The following is a 19,495-nucleotide window of genomic DNA, read 5'->3' as shown; positions in this document are numbered from 1 at the left end:
ATTATGAAACACATATCTTTCACACTATTGCTATGCATAAGCATATTCACTTGCCGTGCTACATCTACACAAGACAGTGTATATACTTTTGAAGCTGTAAACTGGCACAACTGGCGTACAGAAAAGATTCAGGATTGCCATTATAACAGGCGCGAATACCAGAATGCCCTTCTCTTCTTATTAAAGGAGGGGGTTATACGCGATACTGTAGAAAAATATTTAGGTAAAAACGAACATCTCTCCAGTAAAGAAAAAGATAAGGCGTATTATTATATAGAATGGAATTGCAAAACGAAGGAGGCTACCTACACCGTTATTATCACTTATAAGGATGACAAGATAATTAAGGTTCGACGTAGCATTTTCATGGAATAGTGATTTAAGATTAAGGCAAAATTTATTTTCCATGATAAGAATAGGTGCTATTTTCTCTTTCATATTGTTGGCAACAACTGTTAAAACATTTGCTGGCAGCAAGAAGATGACATTCTGCAAAAGCGGGATAGAAATAAAAGTTACCAGCAAAAATAAAATGTGGCTTTTTGAGTGGCCAGAATATAGAAACGCAGAATGTGGCATTAAGGTTTATACCAACTGCACTAAGCAACTCAGCTTTAAAGGAAGGAAATTTGCAATCGACTTTAAATTTCATCCCGATTCAATTTCGGGGGGCGTTTTTATGAAAATTGATAGCTGTTTTCAAACCTTGACAATAGACAATAGCTTAGTGAAGCTATGCAGATTGCGGGTGTATGGACATGAGATGTTTATTGCACAAATCTATATAGCGAATCAAATAATAGACATGACTTTTGGTAAAAGGGAATATGATTTTGCAATGCAACTACTTCAAGATATGCGCATTACGCAACTATCCACCTTTGGCGGAAATACCACGACCACAGCTTCGCCAAAATAATTATTGGATGAAAATATTTTTACTTCCTGCATTGATACTGCTATTGTTTAATAGCTGTGGATATAAAAATAGCAAACAACAAAAGGAATTAATCTTACACGCAGACAGAGAGGCTCCGTTAGGTTGGTTGCATCTCCAGCTATATGCTGACAGCAGCTTTGAATTTCATTCAAAAGGGATACGTATGGACGACAAATATGTTGGTACTTTCTCCATTATAGCTGATACCCTGAAATTGTCATTTAGAGATAGCGTACCCAAAGCTATCAGCACGAAACTTCTGTTTACAAAGACAGGGTTAGTGTATCTCGGTAGTCCTGGTGGCCTTGTTTATCAGATTAACAAAATAAGTCCGCGCTATTAAAGCTGAAAGGATTAAACTGTAAACTAAAATTGGTAGTTTATAATGTGAGTTGTTTTTAAGAGCTTATGAACGAACAACAATCAATTAAACATCTATAATATTTGCATTCTCAATATAATTGAACACCGGTGTGTAAATATCCGCCCCTTCTGTCTTAATAGTTACAATTAAACTGTACCGCACTATTTCGTCAAACTTATTGAGCTTTTTTCTCGTTTTATACCAACCATTTTTAGGAAAAACTGCTACTATATTTCTTTGCGACATTTCAATGGCCGACATTGTGCTGAAATCTTTTCTTATAGAACCTTTCGAGCCGCTACGGCCAATAAACCAAGGTTCTCCAGAGTTGTTGATTTCATCTTCAGGTAATACTGAATTTGCTGAAATTCTCCGTTTAAATACCTCTAACCTTTCATTAGGCTTGATAACAGCAAAGTCTAAGGAATGTGAGTGATACTGATAATTATTAGAATATCTTTTAGCTCCAGGATTAGGTTCAATATAGTATGAGAGCGTTATAGTTATCGTAGCATCTATAGCTTGCAAACCTTCAAGAACATCCGCAGGCCAGGGCAGTTCAAATAAATGATATTCATTATACTGCCCTTTAGAGTTCTCCCTTTTATATGGTTGAATTTCTCTTTCGGCAATTAAAGTAAGGCTATTGTTCGCACTATGTCTTGCCCTTTCAATATTAGGAACGCCATATCCGAAAGTCCGGAGAAGATTCTTTTTATCCTGTTCATTCAACGTATTTATTGATCTACCACTTAGCATTTGACCAGTCCAATCGGCAGAATGAATCATCAATCCTCGTATAGTTTCCGGCCAAAAGTCCGGATATTCCGTTCTTAACTCTGCTGCCATTTTTGCTGCCAATCCTGCTGCTGCACTGGTATCACCAAAAGGCAAAAAAACATAATTCGGAAATTCTGCATCAGCAGCGAGTATTTTTAGTGAATGGTGATCTGAAACGTCCGTTCCATTTGTAGAGGCATTTCCACCTTCCAGCACAATATCTGGTTTGTTTGGCCATTGTTGCTGCCAAAGTAGCGATGTGCTATTACTTGGTGCCATACTCCCATTAGTAGCTAATGGCCTTAACCCTGTTGCAATATCAATCCTGTCTTTACGTGTATATGTACCTACTGTAATTGCATTATAAGCCTGCCCCGGATCATGAATAGATTCCAAATGGTTTTTTGCAGGGTATTCGGCATGTTGGGTTATAGATACGTTACCGCCGCTAACTATAAAAACTTGTTGGTATTTAGGCTCAAATGCAGTGCCGAACGCAATTTTATCCAATGCCGAAGACCAGGCAGACGGTCTGCCCTGGAAAGCAAAGGTTTTATCTGTTATCGTCATACAATAAACCCTCTTTGCCTCTGGACGATCAACTATCGGAGCATTAACTGCCTCCTCAGTGAGAGCGCCGTAAAGTGAAGGGTCGTTTTGATCGTATGGATTGAATATTTTATAAGATTCAAGAGCGTGGAATATCTGTACTCTGTCCGGCGAAGCCAGTACTTCTATCAAATCTCCGTAAAGTGCAAGACTGGCAACGCCTGTACCATGTCCGCCATTGTCAACGCTATCCTGATGTCCCCATGCGGGGTTTAGTGTATAGCGGTGTGCATCTGGCATAAATGGAGTAATAAGAGGGTGCTGATTATTCACACCACTATCGATGATACAAACCAATGTACTCTGTTCATTAAGACGATTATCTGTCCTCGCTTCCAGGTCTGCAAGATATTCACGTACATCTGCATATCCGACCTCTTTATGGAGGATGAAATCTGCAATCTCCTGCGGCTTCCTCAATTCGGACAGATTATCCAACAGTAATAGTGAATGGGCTAATTGCGGTACAGTTCCTTTTATAAGTCTTACTCTGTGTTCTGCCAACTCTAATTCGGAAGCACCTATATTACAACCTGACTGTTGTAAGTTCTGAAAAACGTGGGCCATTCGTTCATCATCATTAGCTGTCTTTCTGAACCAAACTTCCCACCAGATACTTTCATCAGTTTCAGGGAAAGGTATTTCGGGCGAATCCGTCCAAAAAGCCTTTAAGGTGGCTAATTGAATTGTCTGAATATTATTAAGTAATGGATAATTTTTGGGAGTTCCTGTATCAGTCCTTTCACCCGTTTCCCTGTTTGTTTTAATAACTGTTTCAGTAAGGTACTGATTCACTTTGTCAATAAATGAGCTAACTCCGCCCTCTTTTAGTAACAAAGTAGCATTGTATCTATATTCGATTTCTCCGTTGTTTTCCCTTTCTTCTGACCTAATGTTGAGTAGCTGGTAGTTGGTATTCCTAACAGTGTCTTTATCCAAACTTTCAAATTTCAATTCATAGCCCCATTCAGATGTAAATTCCACATAAATTACATCATCCTTTATTATATTTTCCGGAATTTCTGTCTCTTGGTCAATTTGAAATTGTTGACGAATGACAGTAAGTTGATTCATCAACGATCTGCCATGTATAGCACGGTTGCGTTCTATGACAGAAAACACGGAACCACCACCGGCACGAGGATATTGATATGGTAAGTTTTGGTGATAGCCATCTTTGAGTTTTATGTGTGGCTTTGGGTCATTTGCCATTAGTTTATTTTCGTTTCTTCAAAACAGTTTTGAGTAAATCTGTATCCAGCTTTTCTGTATGGCTCAATATCATATTTTTTATTACCTCATTACATGCCCTGGTTATATCAGAGTAATTCATACCAATTGCCTGTGCTGCTAAACTTTCGTAATTAGGCTTTGTAGCAAAAGAATATGGTTTGGTGCATTTTTGTATTACCTCTTTTATCTGCTTCTTGTCCGGCAACGGATAGCTGATAATTTCGTCAAATCTTCTAAATAAAGCAATGTCTAAACTGTCTGGTAAGTTAGTTGCTGCAATAATTATACTATTACTTTTATCCTTTTCAATATTTATCAAAAAGCTATTCAAAACACGTTTTATTTCCCCAATATCCTGCCCCTGATTGCGGTGTGAGCCAATAGAATCAAATTCATCAAATAGATACACTGCTCTATGGCTTTGCATTGTATCAAAGATCAGGCGTAGCTTGCTGATAGACTCACCAAGATACTTAGACATAAGTCCATCTAATCGTATTATATACACGGCAATATCAAGCTCACCCGCAATGGCCTGTGCTGTCATTGTTTTGCCTGTGCCGGGCTCTCCTGTTAGCAATAGTTTTCGGGTAGGTTCCAGATTATGTTTCTTTAATTCCTCCCACCGTTGCTGTTCTTCAATTAACTTTAATAATGGAGTCTTTATACTTTCATCCAGAACGAGATCATTCAATTTAATTCTCGGTACAAATACTTCTATCAGTTCGTGTAATTCTCTTTTAGGTAAAGAAAGAGAAATTGATTTCGTTTCAATGATCGAAGAGGATCGTTCCTTTTTCGCCTTCTCAATAAGAGCTTTCAGTTCTTGTGCAAAGGTTGCATGCCCTTGACGCGCTTCTGTAGCGGCTATTTGCATAGCAGTACTGAAAAAGCGCACTTCATCGCTTTCACCAAAAGATTTAATCAGGTTTTTTATTTGGTCTGCCGCAGCCATTTTGTATTGTATAATAAGAAGATTAATGCAAAAATACTAAAACAATCTTCCTGTATCTAATGCTTTACATTTGTGGTTATTTTGCTTCCAGTAGCCCCCTGAAGTAATTCAAGCTATGGAGTTCATTTTTTACAACAAACTCACTTTCATGAGCCTGTTAGCAGAAGAAAATATTTCACAATTATTCACTTTTCCCCTTTTCTAATAAATTTTGAAGTAGAACAATTTGCTTGTCCTTATCAGCAATTTGTTTGTCTTTATCTGCAATGATTCTTTCGTAAAGTGCTTTTTCATTTTCCGAACAATAGTTATGAGTTATTTGCACTTCCTCATTACTATATCCAATTCCATTTCCAGAAACTTCATTAATGAAAACGCCTTCATCTGTGTTTATTAATTCCTCAATATTTACATCAAATATTTCCGCAATTTCTTTTAGGCGGTCTATATCCAATTTCGTAAATCCGTTTTCTACTTTCTGCCAGGTTTTCAGATGCATGTTGAGTTTATCAGCCATTTCTTGCTGCGTCAACCCAGATTGTATTCTCAGTTTCTTTATTTTATTGTGAATAGCACCCATATTTTAGCTTGATTTTGTAGCGAAAAAGTATCTGTAAATCTGGTTAAAAGATATTAGAAGTAGGTATTAATTTTCTATATGAATCCTACTTTTGTTTTTGGGGATTATCGTTAAAACAATCGCCTCATGACAAAGATATGATAAAATAGATCATGATATACAACAGGTTAAGCGATAAATTCGAGGTAGCTGTTTTATGTCATGGAAAAATAAAGTAATTTTGCGACTTCAAAAATATTGAAGCATTCGCTTTGATTCTCAACTCAGAAAAGGGCAAATTTCACAAGAAGTAGAGATGATAAGTAGAATAGCTCACGTCAAAGGCGTGGGCTGCTCTCTTATTGTTCTATCTTCTGGCCTGCCCGGCCTCTGAGTTGGATAATAGGTAGGGCACCCACGTTCTTTTTTTGTTTTTAACAGATTAGTTCTTATCCGCTTATTGTATTCAAAGCACACCGACATATCAAGGGGTCGCATTCCACAAGAATGTATTTGTTAACCCTTTAATATGATTTCGGTATGAATGCGAAGCATTTACTCTTTCCAGTTTTGTTCGGCTGCCTATGTGCTGTCACTGAACCCTCCCACGCCCAGGCGTACAATTCCAAACCAATTTCGCAACAGAACCTTTACTTCGTAGAGAACAAAGGACAAGTAACTGACCAAAACGGCAAGCACCGTTCAGAGATCAACTTCCGTGTAGGTGGAAGTGGGCTGAGTTTATTTGCAGGCAGCGGGCAGCTTCATTACCAATGGACAGCCCCAACCTCAACTCAACTTGGCGATGAGAACGTACAGCGCATCGCAATGTACCGTATGGACGTAACCTTGATCGGTGCAGATCCGCAGGCACAAGTAGTAGCAGAACAGCAGCAGCCGTTCTTTGAGCAATATTACCTGCCACATTTAGGGCTGCAAGGCGCAACGGCTCATGCCTATCAAAAGGTTACTTACAAGGAAATCTATCCGAACATTGATTGGGTATTGTATGTACGGGGTAATTCAATAGAATATGACTTTGTAGTGCGCCCTGGTGGCAAGGTTTCCGATATCAGGCTGCAATACGGTGGTGCAACCAGTCTGTCTATTGATAAAAAGGGGCTACTCACGGCTGTTACCCCGATGGGTAAAGTAACTGAAAATAAGCCTGTCAGCTTTCAGGCTGATGGTACATCTGTAGCTTCTTCATTCGTTCTGCAGAACGATGTCCTCAGCTTTAGTACGGCACCTTATTCCGGAACATTAACCATTGACCCGACACTAAGCTGGGCTACTTACTTCGGTGGGGCAATAGAAGAAACCACAAAAAGCGGCTGCGTAACTGGTGATGTATTTGGCAATGGCTATCTGTGTGGTTATACCAACAGTACAACCAATATTGCCACAACGGGCAGTTATAAAGACACCCTTACCGGCGGTACAGATGCTTTCCTTGTAAAATTCAACAACGCAGGTGTGCGGAAATGGGCAACCTATTATGGTGGCACCAGTGCCGATCAGGGATGGTCAACCGCCACCGATCCATCCGGTAACGTTTATCTTTCAGGATTCACAAACAGCAATGGATTATCAACGACAGGAAGCCATCAGGCAGCAAAAGCAGGCGGCAACGATGCGTTTTTAGTGAAGTTTGATACGAGTGGTGTAAGACAGTGGGCAACCTATTATGGCGGTTCATCTTCAGAACAAGGCAATGCTGTAAGCTGCGACAAAAGTGGTAATGTTTATTTAGGTGGATTCACCAATAACAGCGCATCAGGAATAGCAACAACTGGTGCCTACCAAACTACCGGCGGTGGTGGCAATGATGCCTTTCTTGTGAAGTTTAACAGTGCGGGTGTCCGTCAATGGGGAACCTATTATGGCGGTAGCGGCACAGATCAGGGTATGTCACTCAAATGTGATACTGCAAAAAATGTCTTTCTTGCAGGTTATTCCCTTAGCACAACCGGTTTAGCTTCCACCGGAGGCTATCAGTCCACAAACGGTGGCAATGAAGATGGATTCTTAGTAAAATTTGACAGCTCCGGTGTTCGTCAATGGGGGACGTTCTATGGTGGCTCCGGCACGGATATGTGTCAGGGTGTGACCTGCGATCCCAATGGGAACGCATATATAGTAGGCTATACCCTTAGCACTTCTGGCATAGCGACTACAGGAAGTTATCAGCCTACCTTTGGCGGTGGTACAAGTGTCGCAGATGCTTATCTCGTTAAATTCAATAGTTCCGGTACCCGCCAATGGGCAACATACTATGGTAGTACTGGTGATGATTGGGGATTAGGGATCAGTGCAGATGTTCTTGGCCACATCTATATTACTGGTTTTACCAACAGCACCACCGGCATTGCAACGGCAGGTGCCATTAAAGACACCTTAGATTTTCAGGATGCTTTCGTAGTGAAATTTGACACTACGGGAGCAAGAATATGGGGTACTTATTTTGGCGGTGAGGATAGTGAACTTGGTTATGGAATCTTCTGTAATTCTTTTTCCAATGTATTTATTGGTGGGATGGCAGGAAGCCTAACCAACCTTGCCACTTCCAGCGCACACCAAACCACTAAAGGCGGTGGGTACTATGATGGTTATATGGCCATGATAAACGATTGCAACCTTAGTGCGCCTTCAAGCATTATCGGAAGCGATACCGTATGCCATAATGCACCCTATACTTACACTGCAACGCCGGTAGCCGGAGCCACTTCATATACATGGATATTGCCGTCAGGATGGGCAGGAACCAGTACGACCAATACGATCAGCCTTACAACAGGTAGCAACAGCGATACGATCAGGATAATGGCCAATTTTCTATGCGGCACCAGTGTACAGACTAAGAAAGCAGTTATCATAAGTTCGTATCCGGCGCTTACCCCTTCCGGTACTGTAGGAATATGTAACGGGGATAGTGTAACACTTGTCGCCACAGCAGGCATCACCTATCAATGGCTGAACGGCACAACAACGATCACCGGTGCAACTGCACAGAATTACACGACACATAATGCAGGATTTTACGCGGCCATTGTAACAAATACTCACGGCTGTACAGACACTTCACTTGTTGATACAGTGGTTGTACATCCCCTGCCTGTGCCTGTAATTACGGCGACCGGTGTCGTACTCAGCACCGGAACTTTCAGTAGCTATCAGTGGAAACATAATGGTACAGCGATCACGGGAGCGATAAGCAGCAGCTATACGATTACCCTTATGTCCGGTTTATATTCAGTAACGGTAACTGATGCTAATGGTTGTGAAGGAACGTCCGTAGCATTCGATGCGGGAACGGTAGGCATTGACGAAACAAATGGCGATCATTCAGCCGTAAGTATCTATCCCAACCCTGTAACCGACATACTTTACTTCCGATCTAACAAAACCATAAGTGCAGCCATCAGCACAATGGATGGCCGCGTGATCGGACAATATGAAAAGGTACAATCTATCAACATGAGCAATTATGCCGCAGGCGTATATTTACTGCGCATAACAGATAGCGAAGGCCGGTTATTAGGTACTGAGAAAATAGTAAAACATACGAACAGGTAGGGGCTAACACCTGTGCCGGAGGAATGTCCATTCTTCCGGCTTTTTTATTCCATTTTAAAAGCTACTGTTATGAACAAGATCATTTTCATTTTACTGCTTTGCGTGTACACTTGCAGCAAGGCAAATGCGCAAGGGGAACAAAACCTATGGACATTTGGCAATGTCGGCATTAACTTTAATACTGCCACCCCAACAACTTATCCTAACAACCTCTTTCCTGGCTACGAGGGTTCTGCTTCTATCTGCAATGCCGCCGGGCAAATGTTGTTTTACACCAATGGATTTTGGGCATGGAACCGCGATCATGAAATCATGCCGGAACTCACGGGCGGAGTAGGTGGTTATACCAGCGCCATATCTCCAACTGTTGGCTATCCCCCTTTAATGCCCTGGAGCGGAACTTATGCAACACAACCAACAGCGATTGCAGGAATGCCTAACAATCCAAACAAGTACTACATATTCAGTTTGGCCAGCGGCGGTCAGTTGTACTACTCAGTAGTTGACATGAGCCTGAACGGCGGCAAAGGCGGCATTGTATCCGGCAAGAAAAGCATTTTCATGGATGCAGGGCTTACGGAGAAACTCACCGTTGTAAAGGGCTGTAACAATATATGGGTGATGGCAAGGGCAAAAGCGACCAATCAATACCGTGCTTATGAAATCAATGATACCGGCATTGTTAACGCACCTGTCATTTCTAATGTGGGCGGTCTTCCGGTGGGATGGTACCGTTATGGGGTTATCAAGTTTTCGCCGGACGGCCTAAAAATGGCAGCGGCCTGCAATGAAGCATGGAACACAAAAGGTGGGCTGGAGTTATATGATTTTAACCCGCAAACAGGTCACTTGTCCAATGCGCTTGTATTGGATAGCAGCAGCACATTAGGCTATTATTATGGGGCTTGCTTTTCGCCGGACAATTCTAAACTGTATGCTACCACATCATCCTTTTCGTACCTGAATACCTTCTATTCCGGTAAGGTGCGCCAGTTTAACCTTACCCTTTCCCCACCCGCAGCAATCATAGCGTCCAATACAGTAGTATTCTCCAGCTTTGTCTATTCGCTGGATAATTTGGGCGATTTAAAAAGGGCTGTTAACGGTAAAATTTACTTTGGAAATGGGCTTTCAGCAATGAACTATATTGACAATCCAAATTCGGCTGGTTTAGGTTGTAACGCTGTGGGCAATGTGCTATTATTTACAGGAGGCAGTACCTACCGGGGTATGCCTAACGACATTGCCATTATTACCCCGCCGGACAGCGTAAAGATGAATAAGACGGTAACTGTATGTTTTAAGGACACGGCGGTACTGACAGCAGACACCGGCAAGCGTTATCTGTGGGACAATGGCAGCAGCAGCAGGCAACGGATCGTAACCAGCGCAGGAGTTTATGTGGTACGCTATATCAACACGGATTGCAAATACCAGACAGACAGCATTCGTGTACGTTTCACTCATTTGCCGGTTATCAGTGCAGCCGGTTATAGTTGCCCTGATGCAAAACAGGGGAAAGCATGGATAAATCCGCAATCAGGTGATACTACCAGCTTTCAATACACATGGAAAGATGGCAGCGGTAATGCGCTGCAACAACGCTGGAGCAAGCATGGCGACACCCTGAAAAATATAGATACAGGCGCATATAGTGTGCAAATAATTACGCTTTCAGGTTGTGACACGACTTTGCTGGTAAGGATTCTCGCCTTACCCGTACCAATGGCATCCTTTACAGCAGATGGCATCGCCTGTAAAGGCTCCCCGCTAACATTTGGTAATACCAGCACGGCGCCCGTTTGGAAATGGCATTTTGGCGATGGCAATTTTTCCAGCCAGCATAGCCCGTCCTACAGTTATGGGCAAGTGGGCAATTTCACTGCCTCATTGGTAGTAACCAATATCGAAGGTTGTTCGGATTCGGCTACTAAAGAGATTGAAGTAAAGGGGCTTGAACTGAATCTTACCGCAGATAAAGAACTTGCCAATAAAGGGGAAATCGTGCGCCTGCAATCGGCAGGAAGTGAACCCTACACAGTAACGGCATGGGAACCATCTTTTCTGTTCCCCGATCAGGTAGCCATTAGTCAAACAGTGGCAATGGATACTTCCCGCACCTTTATCGTTACTGGCGTTTCCGCATACGGTTGTAAAGCTAAGGCATCTGTAGAAGTAGCTGTAAATCCTATGGTATTTATGCCCAATGGATTTACTCCTAATGGCGATGGGTTGAATGACCGTTTTCGTCCTGTAAGTACGGGCTACATTTTTGTCCGGTATTTCGAGATTTACAACCGCTACGGCCAAAAGGTATATACCGCTGTAGGAAAAGGTGCATTGGAAGGATGGGATGGCACTTTTAACGGGCAGTTGCAGGATTTAGGCACCTACTACTATCATATAAATATTGAAACGAAGGAAGGTGGCACTATTGCTTTGAAGGGTGATGTGATCTTAATGCGTTAAGTAATTGTAAAATCAAAACCTTATCCATGCAAAATGCGTATATAATAATTATCTTTCTTGCATCACGACCTAAATGAAACGGAAAATAACCAAAAGGGAGCTAAAGGCTATCCGCAAAGCTATTGAAGAGATACCCGGAAGATACGACACGGGTGATACGTTGCAGGTAGCCATCGCCTTACCGCATGCCTGCGATGAGGAAACTTTGCAGTATGCTCATCAGCTCATTTTTGCCTTACGAAAGGTAAACTGCAACGCGACCATCAGTTTTATACTGACCTATCCTCGCGATCTTACTTATGACAAGCCTTATGAGGTGTTGCCTTATATACCGGTAGCAAGCCCTTGCATTCGGGTGTATGCGCAACAAAATATCATAGGATCAAACCGCCTTCAAAAAACAAGAGATAAACTTAAAAACTGGTGGTACACACTTTGGCTCCGTACCGCAGTTACTGAAAAATCAGCAGCATAAACGAGTATTACAAATAGCACAAAAGCCCCGTCTAAGAACGGGGCTTTTGCATTTAGAATGATTAGAACTGGTTAGTGATTATTTCACGACAACACGGGCGTGAACAGCATTGCCATTAGAAAGTGCAACATTGATGATATACACACCACTGCTTAATCCTTCAGTGCTTACAGCAAGGCGTTGTTTGCCTTTACCAGCTTCTTTACTGATGGTACGCACTACCTGTCCTACACTATTCACAATGTTCACAGTAACATTTCCGGCCTGCTCTGTACTAAATTCAGCATAAGTAATTCCGGTTACAGGGTTTGGAGCTAATACAAGGCCATTGTCCTGAGCCAGCCCCATGCTGTTGATACCGGTGGTGCCACCTATGCGACGTTCAGATGGACAATAATTTGTGCTTTGTGGGCAGAAAGCAGTCCAATCAGATGTCCAGTCCGTAGTAGCGTCAAATGCGCCCCTGTAGCTGGAAGTAACAAAGAACGCATCACCGTTGAGTTCACTGATATTAGCGTATTGTGTACTGCCAAGATCAGAACCAGACACTAAAAACGAAGGAATGTTGCTGGCGCAATAGTCATCACAGATAGACCCGTCATAACCAAGACTTCCAGGTGAAAATTCATTATAGCGTTGAGAACAACCGCCTACATTTGTCATCCAGTTCAGGATATTGGAAGCGCAACCACCTGTTACCCAACTTCCGTTGTGGCTGTAATCTGTGGTATTATTGTCAAAGCTGTTCGCTTCAAACTTGAGCAGTTGAGGAGATGCAGTCGCATTGGTAAGCGTTGAAGCATCTTCCATCCTGAAGCCTGTAGGCCAGCTTGAAAGGACACTATGGTACATGCCCAATTGCGCATTGTGGTAAGCCAATACAGCATTCTTAAAGTTGCTGCTTAAACCCGTTCCTCCGCAATAAGCAGGGCCAAGTAATGAAAACCTATCCAATACAGGGCGCGTCTGTGGTGTACCGGCATAGCTGCTTCCTGCATTATCATTATTGGAGATCAGGATGCCATTAGAGTTTGGAGCAGTACCATAGTTTGACCCTGCATTCAGACGAAGGCCAAGTGCTTGCTGCACCTTACTTCTGTTACCATAGATGAATACGAAGTCATTTTCAATTGCATTCAGGGCAATAAGTCTTTTTGCCCTGGCTGTACCACCCCAAAATTCATAGGCGCTCTTTTCAGGATAAGAAACCATGATGTTTTCGATCACTGTTTTACTACCTACGGATGCCAGCGAAAGGCCGTGTTCCGCATATTCGATACGCAGGAACTTTACCACACCGGAGCTGTCATTATCGTTGGTGCCGCCGGCATCTACATTACAGGTACGGTTTTCAGTAGTCATCGCATTGCTGCTGAAATTATTGGTGGCCTGGCCATTGATAAGCAAACCGGAGAAGTCGCCGGGGTTTCGGTAACTCGGTTGCTGGTCAGATGTAAATACTACCGGACTGCCAGACGTACCCTGCACGAGCAGATAGGCTCCCTTGTCAATAGTCAGCCCGGCATTGACTGCCTTTTTAAACATAACTACTGTTCCTGCCGGTATTGTCAATGTAGTGCCGGAAGTTACATGGATGCAACCGTCGATCCGGTACAGGGTACTCGCTGAAAGGGTTGTGTTGGTCGTAATATTTGAAGTAATGGATGTGAAATCACATTCCACTTCATGTTGCGCCATTGCTGGTGCGGTTCCTATGAGTGAGGCTATCATTAGCCCATATATTTTTTTCATTTTAGATGAATTAAATTTGTTTGTGAATTGGTGCGGATAGCACCCTGTCAATTGGAGTTCATTGCCTTGCGAGCTAAGGAGGATGAATGCTGTCCAGCACCATTTCCAAAGTCCCTGTTTGTCGCAAGCAACAGGGACTTCTTTTTTTTGCTTTGTAGAAGCAATATGAAATAGCTGGGTTTCCCATCTTTCAGCATTTTAGCCGATGAACTTTTTTGTACAATCATGCAAACACATAAACAACTTATCAACAACAAAGGTGATGTACAAAATTTAGATTCTATGGAAGATATATCCCCCGATTTTGAGGGAAATATCCCTTTGCTATAAAGGGTTTCGTGAGATTTAAGGCTTAAAAGAAATAATGCTATTTACCTGCCGGAATACTCTTCGGTCAGCACAAGTGCAGGCATTCCCTGGCCGGTAATCACAGCCTGGGAAATATAACCTTCCTTCTCTTCAGGAAGGCCACCGGGATAATACAGCGATGAAGCGATTTGCAAGCTGTCTATTGCAAAAGATTGCGTCTGACGTATTTTATTTGAGTAGCGCAGTAAGGACTTGCCGGATGTGGGTGTCATAATTCCCTTGCAACGAAATGATTTTACGATCGTGACCTCAATCACCTTTCCTGCTTTGTCCCTTATCATTGCCATCCTGCAATCTATTCCTGTCAGTTCCGCTTTATTATAAGCCAGATCAAAAACACCAACGATCATCCAGTTATAACCTGGAATACCTGTCTGTTCAAATACCCGTTGAAAGATATTGTTTCCTGCATTGAATCCTGTGACCATAATCTGCTCCCCTTCCAGCTTGCTGTTTAGAAACAGATAGGCAACTGATGTTTCCAGGTGCTGTGCTATTGCCCACTGCGCCATTGCACGGAAGCTGTTACTATTATCGGTCAGGTTAAATGTCACACCGAAGTCGGTATCATTTTCAATGAAGACAGGGTTAAACTGGAGGTCGAAAAAGGTAGCCCTTTTTGTTTCAATGGTGATGCCGTCTAAAGGGGTTGATAGATTTGATATGGTCAACCCGTCTGTACCAGGTTGTAAATGTGCGTTGCCAACAGGATAATGTTTCAGCCCTTTAAAGGTTATAAAGTCCGTCATAGAAAAGCGGTTATTGATATAAATCAGGTTATTTAAGGGCTGCAAATGTTCGCTGAATATTTTAATATTCTTAGGGGATAAATCCCCCGATTTTGCAAACCCGCCCCCAACCTTCATTTAGCCGCTTTTCCATAGATAAATGTCATTGAAAACGCCGTAGAATATGGTGGTTCATAAAAGATAATTCGTTAATAAACAAGGGATTTATCCCTCGATTTTTTCCAAACAATCACAATACATTTGCGGCTTAATCACCAACCTGTCACCCGTGATTGAGCGTATATTATGGACAAAACCAAAACCAGTGAACCAATCTATGTAGCCTTTGCAGAAGACCACATGACCGTAAGAGAAACTATACCCCTTTTCCTTGAAATGCAGGGCGGGATCAAGGTGATTATCAAAGCGGCGAATGGAAAAGATTTATTGCAGAAAATAGAGCGTAGCGAGATCAAGCCCCAGGTGTGCCTGATGGATATCATGATGCCAAAAATGAATGGCTTTGAAACTGTTTCAAGGTTAAGGCATAAATGGCCGGACATTAAGATACTGGTGCTATCAGGATTCCTGCGGGAAGAATACATCATTAAAATGATCCGTTCAGGTGCTAATGGTTATTTGTCTAAGGACTGCCATCCCAAAGAAATTAAGAAGGCTATTGTAGAGGTCATGCAAAATGGCATTTATAACAGTGAAAACTTTACGCCCAAGCTGATTGCGGCGGTAAGGGATAATGAGATAACGATTCCGAAACTAACGGAAAAGGAAATGCAATTACTAAAATGGTGCATTGAGGATATGACCTATGCGGAAATAGCACAACACATGCAAACCTCACAGAAAAGTATAGAAGGCTACCGCAATAAATTATTTCATAAGCTGGGCGTTAAAACAAAGGTCGGACTGGCCATGTATGCCGTCAAGTACGGATACGTAACCATAGAACCAGGTATCAAGCCACAGTAAGATTTTTTTCACAGTTTAAATTTAAATAACATGAAAGTGATTACACTTTTAGGGGTGACTGCTATTGCCCTGTATCTAAGCTCATGCTCCACAAGAACGGTAGAGTTACCTGAAGGCTATATTGGCAAGGACACTGCCAATAAAATGATCGAAAGCTACCTGACAAGTATAGCCGGTGATACGGCTGACCTTCCGGCTCCTACCCTTAATTCGCTGATTATGGATGCAGATCTGCTTCGTAATTATCTCAGTAATCAGGAAATCAAAAAAGTGAAGGTCATGTTCGCCCATAGACTTGACTACATTAATTCAGGTCATGCAGGGCAGAATGTCGGTTTACGGAGTGATGCGCTGACTATCATTCTTGCAGGATACAATAAAGAAGGAAATTACATCTTTGCACCTGGCAGAATGGTTCCTAATCACGCTACACCGTGTCCCCGGAACTGCCCCGATTTTGGTAGCGCATCCAATAATCTATTGCAGTAAATTTGCCGTTTTTTTTATGACTACAGGGCTATCACTGATATACAGAATAACTATTTTTACGGTGGCCGTTTGTATTATTTTCAGGTACAAACGTGTAGATAAAGCGTCTAAAATAATTTGCTGGTTGATCTGGCTTGGGCTTCTTACGGAATCCATAGGTTATTATGCTGCCAAAGTGTACAGGAATAATTACCCCGTTTTCAATATTGCCTTTTTTGCAGAGTTTACCTTAATGAGCCTTTATTTCGGCTACAGTAATGAGGCGCTAAGAAAGAAAAAGATAGGTATTTATATTGCGCTGTCCGGCATTGTCCTCGGCCTTATAAATACCTTTTCTTTTCAGCCGCTTTTCACCACATTAAATTCTCATCTTCTTTTCTTAGAATGCCTTGTAGTAATGAGCCTTGCTGCATTATCATTCCACCATTTACTTATCGCAGACGATGTAAACATGAAGCTGCAAAGAATGCCACACTTCTGGTTTCCCTGCATCCTATTATTTTACCAATGTGCGACGCTTTCCACATGGGGCATGTATGATAAGTTAGGAAGTAGTGATGCTGAAAAAGCAGCGTCACTTGACATTTCTATTCTAACTATTAATATTATCACTTACCTGTCCTACGGTGCTGTCTTCTTTTTTTACCCCAAAATGAAAGTCCACTATGTTCAATCTTGACACAAACATGATTCCTTTTGCAATCACATTAACGATGATGGCCGTAATTTTTATTTTTGGCATCATCGCCTCCATGATTATTATTAAAAACAAACAGAACAGGAAGAGCAGGGAATACATGCAGGCACTGATTGATGAAAGGGAAAGAACGATGTACAGCATTTCTTTGGAGGTACATGATAACCTTACACAAATGCTTTCTGTTGCAAAAATGAGCCTGCATCTTGTTCCCGATGTTGTCTTACCTGGTGACATAAATATTGTAAAGCAGATTGGCAAAATGTTGGACACCCTTATCATTGACACCCGTTATATCAGTCACGCCCTAAACCCGGATTATCTAAAAAAGAAAGGCTTGTTGCCATCGCTGGAGGAAGTAGCCAAATGGGTAAACGATTCTAAGAAACTTAGTTGCAGGATAATGATTGAAGGAGAAGCTACCCGGCTGGACAGCCAGTTAGAGCTAATGGCATTTCGGATTGCGCAGGAAGCGATAAACAATACAATAAAGTTTGCAGAAGCAGATTGCCTTGTTATACGGTTGTCCTACACGGATAGCACCTTTCAAATGACCGTAACAGACGATGGTATCGGGTTCGATACCAAAACAGATTCTTTTGAAGAAGGTGTCGGCATGTTGAGTATGCACCAACGTGCCAAGATTGTTGGCGGGCAGATTGATATCGTTTCCGCTCCTGACAATGGCACTTCGATCATACTCAACATTTCCAACACCAATACTAACGCTTACGCAGCCTGATTTAAATAGATAGCGGCTATCACCCGCCGTTCTCAGCTTTCTTCCTGATAGCAGCTTCCCATTTATCTTGTTGTTCCTCTATACTTTTTTTAGTTTCTTCAAATAGCTCCCATCTTTCGGATTCAAAAGGGTCGAAAAATGTCTTCATGATATTTATATGACCCGATCTAAGTGCTTTGTCATTAAGATCAAGCGATAAGCCCCTGTAATTAAAGTGACCTATAACTTGCTTTATTCCCGATTCATTAGGCTCCAGTGAATACTCAACAATCCCATTAGTCTTGAAAGTATTCCATTTAAATTCGCCGAATTGCATTTTGCCACCTACGGTTGCAATCTCGCCGTCTTTAATAATCTCCCTTAATAGATGGAAATGAGTGTAGCCGGGCTTTTTAAGGGCAATCAATTCTTCCGCTTTAATAATCGCATTTGAATCCCCCAAATAAATAGGTGTATTAGTTAGTGCCATTTCATCCTTTTTAAAATACACCGGTTGACCAGGTGCATCCTGCAAAGCATAAAATTTGTACAATCTGAATACTTCTGTTTCCAAACAATAGCCACCAAAGAATACAGAGGATAACCCACATTCATTATGGATGCTCATGAGTGGCCTGGACACCTGCTCATAAACACCAAAGGCAATATTGGATAGATTTTCGATTGAAATATCTGACTGGTCGGGAACTGCTTGAATGTTGGACAGCACCTCCCCAATTGTATCAGCCAGAATGCTGCCGTTTAAATAGCTCCCGGCAAAGCATAACCCATAATTAGTCCGATGTAATAATTGGGGCTCTTGATATGGGTCGTCATGCGGAGTAGGCGCATATACTTCAACCCCAATTTTAAAAATTTTCGTTGCTTCATCAGATGTTACTTTCTTTTCTGCATCTGTCAACCTTGAATCCGAAGCCAAATAGGCTGCATTTCCATTTCTCCATGCTAAACATAGTGTCATAATACGTCTTGTTTTTTTTATAAATAATTACGGTCATTAAACCCGATTAAAATATTATATAGTTATAAAGGAAAAAGTTTGCACTTGCCCTGAAATAAATATTCATAAACCGGTTTATCCGATGTTCTCCCCGACCAATAATCATCTATCATACTTGCAGCTTGCCGAAATGTTGCATTATTCGGAATCAAATCCCATAGGCTCATATCCCCTTTAAATGGCGGTACGCCGTCAATAATTTCTACTGATACAATTTGCGCTACAGAGGTTGCCCCAGGAATGCTACGCTGATCGATGTAATACTGGCAGTCTTCAAGGTTGCCAAACAAGAAAAAAAATTCCGCCCTGCTTGGCTTATCTGTATGTTTAGTAGTACGCACCATCTCGCAGATATACTCCCACAAATAGTACCCTTCATCAAATACTTCTATTCCGACTTCAATAAGAGATTCAACAAAAGAGATCAGGTAGCTTTCCTTAATAAAATACCCTCTATGGTTTTCATTTTCGGTGATCGCAAATAGCTCAAATTGTCCGTCAATTGAACGGGGCAGCGTTGGTAAATACTCATCTCCTTTCCAGGCCAGGTTGTTATTTATACTAAAGAGGAAATCTAAAGGCAGATCAAGTTCATTTGAGTAGCGGGTGATAAGGTCAAGCAGTGGCTCATGATTATCTTTATCACAAAGAGTTTGGCTGTAATTCACAATAGCCGTATCTATTGTTACTTCCGAGGGTAATGGGTAAACAACTTTGTAAAATGTCATTAAAAAAGGAGGTTAGTTTTAATAAAAAATATTTCGTGCCATT

General features: G+C 41.8%; 17 protein-coding genes. 10 read left to right on the top strand and 7 right to left on the bottom strand.

The window, feature by feature from the left end; translation table 11 throughout:
* Nucleotides 1–3 precede the first annotated feature (3 nt).
* The 3 genes from DN068_RS16085 (at nucleotide 4) to DN068_RS22300 (ending at nucleotide 1,283) form a co-directional block, all read left to right on the top strand.
* Nucleotides 4–375, top strand: coding sequence for a hypothetical protein (locus tag DN068_RS16085; protein WP_123985381.1), 372 nt, complete (start codon nucleotides 4–6; stop codon nucleotides 373–375).
* A 31-nt stretch (nucleotides 376–406) separates the two neighbouring features.
* Nucleotides 407–919 carry a hypothetical protein gene (locus tag DN068_RS16080; RefSeq protein ID WP_110999964.1) on the top strand — a complete coding sequence of 171 codons (513 nt, stop codon included), beginning with the start codon at nucleotides 407–409 and terminating at the stop codon, nucleotides 917–919.
* A 184-nt stretch (nucleotides 920–1,103) separates the two neighbouring features.
* Nucleotides 1,104–1,283, top strand: a complete 180-nt coding sequence (locus DN068_RS22300) for a hypothetical protein (protein WP_207798981.1) — start codon at nucleotides 1,104–1,106, stop codon at nucleotides 1,281–1,283.
* Between the two features lie 84 nt (nucleotides 1,284–1,367).
* Here DN068_RS22300 and DN068_RS16070 read toward each other — a convergent pair whose 3' ends face one another.
* The 3 genes from DN068_RS16070 to DN068_RS16060 form a co-directional block, all read right to left on the bottom strand.
* The gene (locus DN068_RS16070; RefSeq protein ID WP_110999962.1) at nucleotides 1,368–3,905 is read right to left on the bottom strand and encodes a S8 family peptidase; all 2,538 of its coding nucleotides are present in this window, start codon (nucleotides 3,903–3,905) and stop codon (nucleotides 1,368–1,370) included.
* A gap of 4 nt (nucleotides 3,906–3,909) precedes the next feature.
* Nucleotides 3,910–4,881 carry an AAA family ATPase gene (locus DN068_RS16065; protein WP_110999961.1) on the bottom strand — a complete coding sequence of 324 codons (972 nt, stop codon included), beginning with the start codon at nucleotides 4,879–4,881 and terminating at the stop codon, nucleotides 3,910–3,912.
* A 181-nt stretch (nucleotides 4,882–5,062) separates the two neighbouring features.
* The gene (locus DN068_RS16060; protein WP_110999960.1) at nucleotides 5,063–5,461 is read right to left on the bottom strand and encodes a helix-turn-helix domain-containing protein; all 399 of its coding nucleotides are present in this window, start codon (nucleotides 5,459–5,461) and stop codon (nucleotides 5,063–5,065) included.
* 519 nt (nucleotides 5,462–5,980) lie between these two features.
* Between DN068_RS16060 and DN068_RS16055 the strand changes: the two genes are divergently transcribed.
* The 3 genes from DN068_RS16055 (at nucleotide 5,981) to DN068_RS16045 (ending at nucleotide 11,960) form a co-directional block, all read left to right on the top strand.
* A complete protein-coding gene (locus tag DN068_RS16055) occupies nucleotides 5,981–9,016 on the top strand; it encodes a DUF7948 domain-containing protein (protein ID WP_110999959.1) in 3,036 nt (1,011 codons plus the stop codon).
* A gap of 69 nt (nucleotides 9,017–9,085) precedes the next feature.
* Nucleotides 9,086–11,485 (top strand): T9SS type B sorting domain-containing protein, encoded by a 2,400-nt coding sequence (locus tag DN068_RS16050; protein WP_110999958.1) that lies wholly within the window; start codon nucleotides 9,086–9,088, stop codon nucleotides 11,483–11,485.
* Between the two features lie 73 nt (nucleotides 11,486–11,558).
* Nucleotides 11,559–11,960 (top strand): hypothetical protein, encoded by a 402-nt coding sequence (locus DN068_RS16045; protein ID WP_110999957.1) that lies wholly within the window; start codon nucleotides 11,559–11,561, stop codon nucleotides 11,958–11,960.
* A gap of 78 nt (nucleotides 11,961–12,038) precedes the next feature.
* On the opposite strand, the gene DN068_RS16040 is transcribed toward DN068_RS16045, so the two are convergent.
* Nucleotides 12,039–13,712 (bottom strand): T9SS type A sorting domain-containing protein, encoded by a 1,674-nt coding sequence (locus tag DN068_RS16040; protein ID WP_110999956.1) that lies wholly within the window; start codon nucleotides 13,710–13,712, stop codon nucleotides 12,039–12,041.
* Nucleotides 13,713–14,083: 371 nt separating this feature from the next.
* A complete protein-coding gene (locus tag DN068_RS16030; RefSeq protein ID WP_123985380.1) occupies nucleotides 14,084–14,830 on the bottom strand; it encodes a hypothetical protein in 747 nt (248 codons plus the stop codon).
* A 285-nt stretch (nucleotides 14,831–15,115) separates the two neighbouring features.
* Between DN068_RS16030 and DN068_RS16025 the strand changes: the two genes are divergently transcribed.
* From DN068_RS16025 to DN068_RS16010, 4 genes are read left to right on the top strand one after another with little or no spacing between them, the layout of a single operon-like run.
* Entirely contained in the window at nucleotides 15,116–15,796 is a 681-nt protein-coding gene (locus DN068_RS16025) for a response regulator transcription factor (RefSeq protein WP_110999953.1), read from the top strand.
* A gap of 30 nt (nucleotides 15,797–15,826) precedes the next feature.
* Entirely contained in the window at nucleotides 15,827–16,285 is a 459-nt protein-coding gene (locus DN068_RS16020; protein ID WP_110999952.1) for a hypothetical protein, read from the top strand.
* A gap of 16 nt (nucleotides 16,286–16,301) precedes the next feature.
* The gene (locus tag DN068_RS16015) at nucleotides 16,302–16,964 is read left to right on the top strand and encodes a hypothetical protein (protein ID WP_110999951.1); all 663 of its coding nucleotides are present in this window, start codon (nucleotides 16,302–16,304) and stop codon (nucleotides 16,962–16,964) included.
* Nucleotides 16,951–17,724 carry a sensor histidine kinase gene (locus DN068_RS16010; protein WP_110999950.1) on the top strand — a complete coding sequence of 258 codons (774 nt, stop codon included), beginning with the start codon at nucleotides 16,951–16,953 and terminating at the stop codon, nucleotides 17,722–17,724. The genes DN068_RS16015 and DN068_RS16010 overlap by 14 nt, the downstream gene beginning before the upstream one ends.
* Nucleotides 17,725–17,743: 19 nt before the next feature.
* On the opposite strand, the gene DN068_RS16005 is transcribed toward DN068_RS16010, so the two are convergent.
* A complete protein-coding gene (locus DN068_RS16005; RefSeq protein WP_110999949.1) occupies nucleotides 17,744–18,685 on the bottom strand; it encodes a hypothetical protein in 942 nt (313 codons plus the stop codon).
* Between the two features lie 62 nt (nucleotides 18,686–18,747).
* Complete coding sequence (locus tag DN068_RS16000; protein ID WP_110999948.1) at nucleotides 18,748–19,452, bottom strand: hypothetical protein; 705 nt, start codon at nucleotides 19,450–19,452, stop codon at nucleotides 18,748–18,750.
* Nucleotides 19,453–19,495 lie beyond the last annotated feature (43 nt).

The organism is Taibaiella soli (assembly GCF_003236175.1).
Lineage (GTDB): Bacteria > Bacteroidota > Bacteroidia > Chitinophagales > Chitinophagaceae > QKTW01.
Note: the sequence above shows the minus strand (reverse complement) of the source record. Positions and strands in the feature narration are given on the sequence as shown.